A 7,202-nucleotide genomic window follows, 5' to 3' on the forward strand; every position below is an offset into this window, starting at 1 on the left:
AATTTTAACACATTTTGATAAACACAAGTGATATTTTATGTCATTTACCAAAAAGTACATAGTATAGAGTCTTTCTTTCTCTTCTTCTTCATCATCATATATATATGTTCTTTTTATTATAACCTTATGAAAATAGAGTGCCTTAGGAATTTTCCAATAATGTATATCACAAGAGTTATGAAATTCCTGAATATAATATGGATATCTCTTATCAATACCTTCACAATATATTTTTATATTACTAGCAGAGACTTCCTGATTATATAAAGGTAAATATTCGCCACTTTTTAATGCAAATTCAACATACATTTCTGTTCCACCACCATTGAATTCTATAGCAACATTTGGCTCTGAAAGAGAATTGAAAATCACATAGTGATTAAAATTACTTAAGTTTTCATTTTTGTTACGACCTTTATTCAATTTAAAGTTTTCTTTACCACCTCCTTCTACCTTTTTAGCTAATTCTTTCATTTTTTCCATAGGCATATCTGTTACTACTTCATAGATAAATCGACCATTCCACCATTTTTTACCATAATCAGGGAGATTAACTTCATGTGGAAGATTTTTTCTTTTGTCGTCTTTAATCATATAATCCTCGCTATTACTACCTTCTTTACTACTGAGTCTTGTGTAAATGTGGGTTACCATTTGCCTACTATCAAAGTAAGTTAAACGCAATTCATTACCTGAAAGCTCTATTTTATTAGTAAGAGTGGCACCATTGCTGTGTTTTAGAATGATTTTATCCCCAGAAAGTCGATAAGACATTGTCCATACCATATTGAAGCATTCATTTTTCTTTTTATCAAAGTTGTAGAAATATTCTGTTACTTCTTTTTCAGAAAAGACTAATCTGCTTTTTTCAACACAATCTTTGTAAACATAATTATTTGCATTGAATGCCCAAGTACCTATCAAATCTTGTTTGTTAATAATGGAAGGCTCGTCTTCAGGTTCTTTGTCGTTATTCTTTTGGCAAGAGATGAATAATGTTAATGTAAGAAATAGCACTGTAGCTATCCTCGTAGTTATAATGAGGGTGTTTTTGATTTTATGTGTCATTTTTTATAACGTTTTAAATAGAGAAAGCTATTGTAAGCCTATATAAGGTGTTACAATAAAAAAAATCATTAGTTTGAAACTTACAATAGCTTCTCAATATTAGTTATTAAAATTTGTAACCTACTCCTATTTGGATTACTCGGTTCTTGAAGTCGGCTTTAGTATCTTTATCAGCTAAGTTAGTAAGACCTAAAACGAAGTCAGCATCAAAGAATAAGCCTATAGGCAAATTGTATTCAGCCCCAATACCTAAACCAAAGTCAAAACGGCTATCAGGATCACCTGATTCTGTTTTTCCATCGGATTTAATTTTCACATTAGCTAAATACCCTAAATTGATACCTGCTTTGGGGCGAAATCCTGCAATATCATATTTCACCCAAATAGGTAAATTTACTTGGTTAAGAATAACTGAAGCATCTTTAGCATCAATTTTTTGAGAGTCTATAATATCTCCCCAACGATTTACTGTTTTAGTTTCAGCTGAGTTGAATTTAGCTCCTTGTGATGAATAAGCTATACCTCCCTCTACAAAAAGTTGATCAGTAAAGGCATACTCTACAAAAGCTCCAATATGGAATCCAGTTCTAAAACCTAAATCCATTTTAGTAGTTGTAGTGTATCCATTTTGTGTTTCACTTACTTCAGGAGAAGAAAGTGTTGAAAAATTAAGTCCTGCTTTAGCTCCAAATTTTAATTCTTGAGCATTAGCGGTACAGATGGTTGCTATTGCAACCGCAATGGTTGTAATAATTCTTTTCATTTTTAAAATGTTAATTTGAATTAGTTGTTAAACACCTTATACACCTACTCTCTTCAGGCTTTTCGGTTTCCGCCTTGTTGTTTATATAAGAACATAAAAAAAACGCGGTGCATTCCTTGTTTACTCATCACAGAAGCCCGACCAAAGGCACACTACAAAGTAAAAAGGAATGCCCACGTAAACGTAGGCACTTCCACTTCACTTTCCTGTAGTGTAAAGAAAAATTGGTCGTATTTCTGTAAAGGAAAATGTAAAGCGAAACGCTAATATCTTTTTATGTCTTTAAATGGCTATTTAACCGCAGTTAAATAGTGTTTAAATTGTTCTCGGTTGTCTAATTTTGGTGCATAGTTACGGTGAATTTTTATACTATGCAAATTTTTTAACATTTATTTTTTAGATGTATTTTGTAAGACGCTAAAAATCAAATGAATTTGAATTGTTGTTAATGTGTAAAACTGACTTTTGTATTTGTAAATATATTGATTTTTGCTATCTTTGTCGCCTAAAATTAAACATTATGGCTACCTACAAATTACCCTATTTCGGGAAGGTTATCCTTTCTGAAGATGATGATTACCACGAAATAGAAGATGTGGATATCAACGGTTCCTCAGTGTCAATCACTATTGATTGTATGGGGGAAACACCCTCTAAAGCTCAGGGGACAGCTATACAGCAATTGTTAGAACACTTGCCTGAACTCGACCAGCAGATTCGCAACGAATTTATAAAAGTCTATCGTTCTAGCGAGGAATCTATGGTGAAAGATTATGTGCAAATAGTAGAAGAAATGGCTGATGAGCAGGGGGAAGAATTGCTCACAGCACTTGAGCTTACTAATCTCAATATCTCCCTTTTTGCAACAGAGTTTGCGGGTTTCGACTATACGTTGCCTGAAGTTACCGATGAAATTCTTGTAGTAATGGTAGATGAAGACAGAAAAATCATACGCTTTACGATTGAATCGTAAATGATTAGCACGTGCGGCTCGCACCTTTGCAAAAGGTGCGAGCCGCACGTACAAAAAACTTTTGATAAAGTTTAAATTGTTAGTTGCTTCTTGTTACCTGTTTATTGTAAATATACAATGATGCCGCTGCAAATACCCCCAAAGCACAAATCACATACCAGAGTTTTGCAGGTTCATAAGTATCCCATAACAATTGAGTGATTTGCGACTGACTGAGTCCTAATTTCTGACTTGCCAACTCAAAATATTGAGTTTTAGTGAGATTTTCAGGCATTTCAATAGCGCGTTTGGCTAATTCTTTTTTTAGTAAACCGTATTTATCAGACCATTCAGTATACAAATGTCCTGAAAAGAAGCCTGTGAGGTAATTTCCTGCAGCTACTGGCAAAAACACCGTACCTTGATAGAGTGCCTCTTTGCCTTTAGGTGTAATTTGAGCCACAAAAGCCGATAGGGTAGGGCTGGAAGCCATTTCACCTATCGAGAAAATCACGGTGCCTATAATGGTGAACCACGGATTGTTGAACATAAAAGTAAGCGTTACCCCTAAAGTAGCGATAACTGTCCCCCTAATCATAGCGCTCACGTGGCTCATTTTGGTTACAAAATACGATACAAGCACTTGAAAGAAGATAATCATAAACGAATCTATGTTGATAAACCACTCGGCTTTCACCTGTCCTTCAGAGGTGAGGATAGTGCCCAAAAAAGTTGATTTTTCATTAATCCACGCACTCAATGCCGATGAGTCTACCCAATCTTCAATAAAGTTAGGCAGGGTGTAAAACAGCTGGTTGAACATCGTCCAGAAACCTACCATCAAAAGCAATAGTACGGTAAGTCGGCGGTCTTTCAAAGCCTCAACGATATGCATCAGTGATTCTTTGATTTCGGTGAGCAAAGGCTTTCTAATTTTTTGAGCGAGTTTGGGTTCTTTATAGAGGAATAAAGCTACTATCACATTGATAGTCATCACTACAGCTCCTTGTATAAAGATAATGCGCCAACCGTATTCGGTGCGGAGGTAGGACGACATTGCAGGACCTAAAAAGCCCCCTATGTTCACCATCATATAGAAAATTCCAAACCCCATAGTGCTGGTGGTCTCATCGGTATTACGCGCTACAATACCATTGACTACAGGCTTAAAGAATCCTGCTCCAACAGCCGATAAGAGAAATATAGAGTACACCGCTGCATAATCGGTAACTTCTCCCATCAAAAAATAGCCTACCGCTGTAATAGCACACGAAATTACTAACGAAAGTTTATAGCCAATACGGTCGGCAATCACTCCAAAAATAGGAGGCAAAAGATAAAGAATAGCCGAAACGTTTGCCATTATACTCGCTTTTTGCAAGTGGTCAAACCCAAGTCCGCCCTTATCAGTAGAGGCAACTAAATAAAGCCCCAAAAGCGTAAAAATACCGTAATAAGCCCAGCGTTCCATCAGCTGAAGGAAGCTCGCTACCCAAAAAGTAGGAGAAAATTTATTTAACATAGTTCGTAAGTTATAAGTCGTCCGACATTAGATTTTGAGTGCAAAGGTAGCTAATATCTCATCTTCAGAAAAATAAATACGCATTTTCTACAAAGGATAAATATTTTGTTGTAAATATAACAAAGTGTTTGCCATTTTTCTTTTACCCTATTTAGAATTATTTCACACTTTTATTTAGAATTGTTTTATGCAATTCAAAAAAAGTATTACCTTTGTCCCCGATTTTAATGAGTGTGAAAAGTGAAAAGTGAAAGAATACATTGTCCTCTCTATTACTTTCCTAATATTTTTATTGGGATATTCTTTTTATTCTCTTTTTTCTACCCAACACTTTACGCTCAAACAGCTACCACCACGGTTACTGCTACTACCCAAGCTATTCAGTTAGAGGAAGTAGTGGTAACAGCTAAAGAACTTCCTGCACCTACTTCTACTTCGCTTATCGATCGCAAGGCAATGCGACACCTTCAGCCTTCTAGCTTTGCCGATTTGGTGAGTTTGCTCCCTGGTCGGCAAGTTACTACTCCCTCTCTGAACTATGCCAATACGCTCACTCTCAGGCAGACAGGAACGCCTATGGACGGCTATAGTATTTCCTCTTTAGGCGTAGGCTTCAATATTGATGGTGTTCCCTTAGATGTGAATAACAATATGCAATCTGCGGTAGGTACCGGAATGATTATCACCCCTCAATCGAATTACGCCGATAAGAAGCGCAACACTACCCGCTCGGGGGTGGATATGCGCACCATCGCTACCGATGATATTGAAACAGTGGAGATTATACGCGGAATCCCATCGGTGAAATTTGGTGATATCAGCAGTGGGGTAGTAACAATTCACCGCAAAAAAGGCTATACTCCCCTTAGGGCACGTGCCAAAGCCGATGGTTTTAGCAAACTTTTCTATATAGGTAAAGGTTTTAGTTTTTTTGAAAATAGCCTCAAACTCAACTTTAGTTTGGATTATTTGAATGCACAACCCGACCCGCGTAACAGCTTTGAAAACTACAAGCGTTATACTGCTTCAGCACGTGCTGAAAAACGCTTTGATACCGAAAATCCGCTTACGTGGAATTTTAGCATCGACTATACGGGTACTATCGATAAGGAAAAGCGCGACCCCGATGTGGGCTTCGATCGCTATGACGCTTATCAATCTACTTACAATAATATCCGCATTGCCAATGGGCTGAGTTGGGAGTTCCCTAAAACATTCTTCAAAGCATTGGCACTCAAAACTAGTTACTCACAGAGTTTCGACCGTATTGAGCAAGATAAATGGGTGCAAATCACCAATGCGCGCCCCGTTTTCACAAACACAGAAGCTGGTGAATTTTATGGGGTATTCTCCGATCCTCACTATGTGTCGCACTTGCTCGTCGATGGCAAACCGCTACACCTCTATGCCGACCTCTCAACGACTTCTTATAAGCTATTCTCGGGCTATCGCAACGAATTGCTAATCGGACTTACTTACAACTACAACAAAAACAACGGTCTGGGGCAGGTATACGATTTAGCACACCCTCCATCACCCGAAATGGATACCCGTCCGCGTACTTTTAAGAGCATTCCTGCAATGCAAGATATGGCTTTTTACGTTGAAGAGCAGTTAGAAAAAACTTTTTGGCATACCCAATTTCTCGTGCGTGCTGGTTTGCGTGCCAACACCCTTTTGGGGCTCGACTCGCGCTACGCATTGCATAACAAGGTGTGTTTTGACCCTCGTGTGAATATGAAAGTTACTTTCCCTAAAATTGAGTTCGCTAACCAAAATGCTCTCAGTATCAGTCTTACAGCAGGTTGGGGAAAACACAGCAAACTTCCCACTCAAGAAATGCTCTACCCTCAAGATAAATACGAAGATTTTGTACAGCTCAATTACTATCACAGTCAAAAAGCTTACCGCCAATTGCACTACAAAACTTACATTTTTCCGCAAGTGAACTACAGCATTATGCCTGCGGTGAATAACAAAACCGAAGTGCGCCTTGGGTTAGAATACAACCACCATTCGCTATTCATCACTTATTTTGATGAGCGTATGCAATCAGGTTTTCGAAAAATGAGCGATTATCATAAGGTATTCTTTAAAAAATACGATGCTACAGGGCTCAATCACAACACAATTACTGCTCCTCCTTTGGTGGAAAATTTGCCCTATACAGTGCAAAACGCCCTGATACTCTCAGATATGGAGAGCAATGGCTCAGCTATTGATAAACAAGGGGTAGAATTTCAGTATAGCAGTAAGCGCCTCCAGTTGCTCAACACTTGTTTTACACTCAGTGGCGCGTGGTTTCACAGCTTGTATTACAACTCATTGCCCGTATATCGCCCTGCCGATAAAAATGTGATCAACAACCGCAAACATTACAATCTGGGGGTATATCCCGAAGTGGAGAAGTACGACCGTGAACAGCTGGAAACCAGTCTTATTGCCGATACTTATCTCCCCGAACTAAAACTTACTACCTCTGTGCGTTGCGACCTCACTTGGTATACTATTAGCACCAATCCGTCGCTTAGTCGTGTGCCCACTCACTACATCAGTGAAGATGGTGTACGTCACCCATATACAGCGGCAGAAGCTAATGACCCCGTACTGCAATGGCTCATACGCCCTACAACTGTAAGTCTCAGCGATAGAACCCCATTGTCGATGAACATACATCTAAAAATATCTAAAGATTTCTATAAGTACTTTACGCTCTCAATGTACGTAAACAATCTGTTTAACTTTTATGAAGATTACCGCGTGAACGGACAATATATCAACCGCCGCGGACTCATCAATCCCTATTTCGGAATGGAAATGAACGTTTCGTTAAAGTGAAAAGTGAAAAGTCGCTTTTGTATCGCAACACTTTGTCAAAGTCCAAGGACTTTGACAAA

The 7,202-nt window shown here is 38.2% G+C and carries 5 protein-coding genes; 2 read left to right on the forward strand and 3 right to left on the reverse strand.

All coding sequences use genetic code 11. The annotated features are described in order from the left end of the window. Together HMPREF9073_RS02500 and HMPREF9073_RS02505 are read right to left on the reverse strand one after the other, a co-directional pair. Positions 1–1,068 (reverse strand): lipocalin family protein (locus HMPREF9073_RS02500; protein ID WP_009412404.1); only part of this gene is annotated, 1,068 nt, incomplete at its 3' end. A 106-nt stretch (positions 1,069–1,174) separates the two neighbouring features. Next, positions 1,175–1,831, reverse strand: coding sequence for a porin family protein (locus HMPREF9073_RS02505; protein WP_009412405.1), 657 nt, complete (start codon positions 1,829–1,831; stop codon positions 1,175–1,177). Positions 1,832–2,351: 520 nt separating this feature from the next. Between HMPREF9073_RS02505 and HMPREF9073_RS02510 the strand changes: the two genes are divergently transcribed. Continuing rightward, entirely contained in the window at positions 2,352–2,804 is a 453-nt protein-coding gene (locus tag HMPREF9073_RS02510; protein WP_009412406.1) for a DUF2004 domain-containing protein, read from the forward strand. A gap of 79 nt (positions 2,805–2,883) precedes the next feature. Here the strand turns inward: HMPREF9073_RS02510 and HMPREF9073_RS02515 are convergent, their stop codons facing one another. Next, positions 2,884–4,305: an MFS transporter gene (locus HMPREF9073_RS02515; protein ID WP_009412407.1), complete on the reverse strand. Its 1,422-nt coding sequence runs from the start codon at positions 4,303–4,305 to the stop codon at positions 2,884–2,886. Positions 4,306–4,590: 285 nt separating this feature from the next. On the opposite strand from HMPREF9073_RS02515, the gene HMPREF9073_RS02520 reads away from it, so the two are divergent. Beyond that, positions 4,591–7,143, forward strand: a complete 2,553-nt coding sequence (locus HMPREF9073_RS02520; RefSeq protein ID WP_051046543.1) for a TonB-dependent receptor plug domain-containing protein — start codon at positions 4,591–4,593, stop codon at positions 7,141–7,143. Positions 7,144–7,202 lie beyond the last annotated feature (59 nt).

Source organism: Capnocytophaga sp. oral taxon 326 str. F0382 (assembly GCF_000318295.1).
Taxonomy (GTDB): Bacteria; Bacteroidota; Bacteroidia; order Flavobacteriales; family Flavobacteriaceae; genus Capnocytophaga; species Capnocytophaga periodontitidis.

Excerpts from the sequence above, each read along its gene's own strand:
- HMPREF9073_RS02505 (WP_009412405.1), bottom strand. The coding sequence starts at position 1,831 with ATGAAAAGAATTATTACAACCATTGCGGTTGCAATAGCAACCATCTGT.
- HMPREF9073_RS02510 (WP_009412406.1), top strand. The coding sequence starts at position 2,352 with ATGGCTACCTACAAATTACCCTATTTCGGGAAGGTTATCCTTTCTGAA.
- HMPREF9073_RS02515 (WP_009412407.1), bottom strand. The coding sequence starts at position 4,305 with ATGTTAAATAAATTTTCTCCTACTTTTTGGGTAGCGAGCTTCCTTCAG.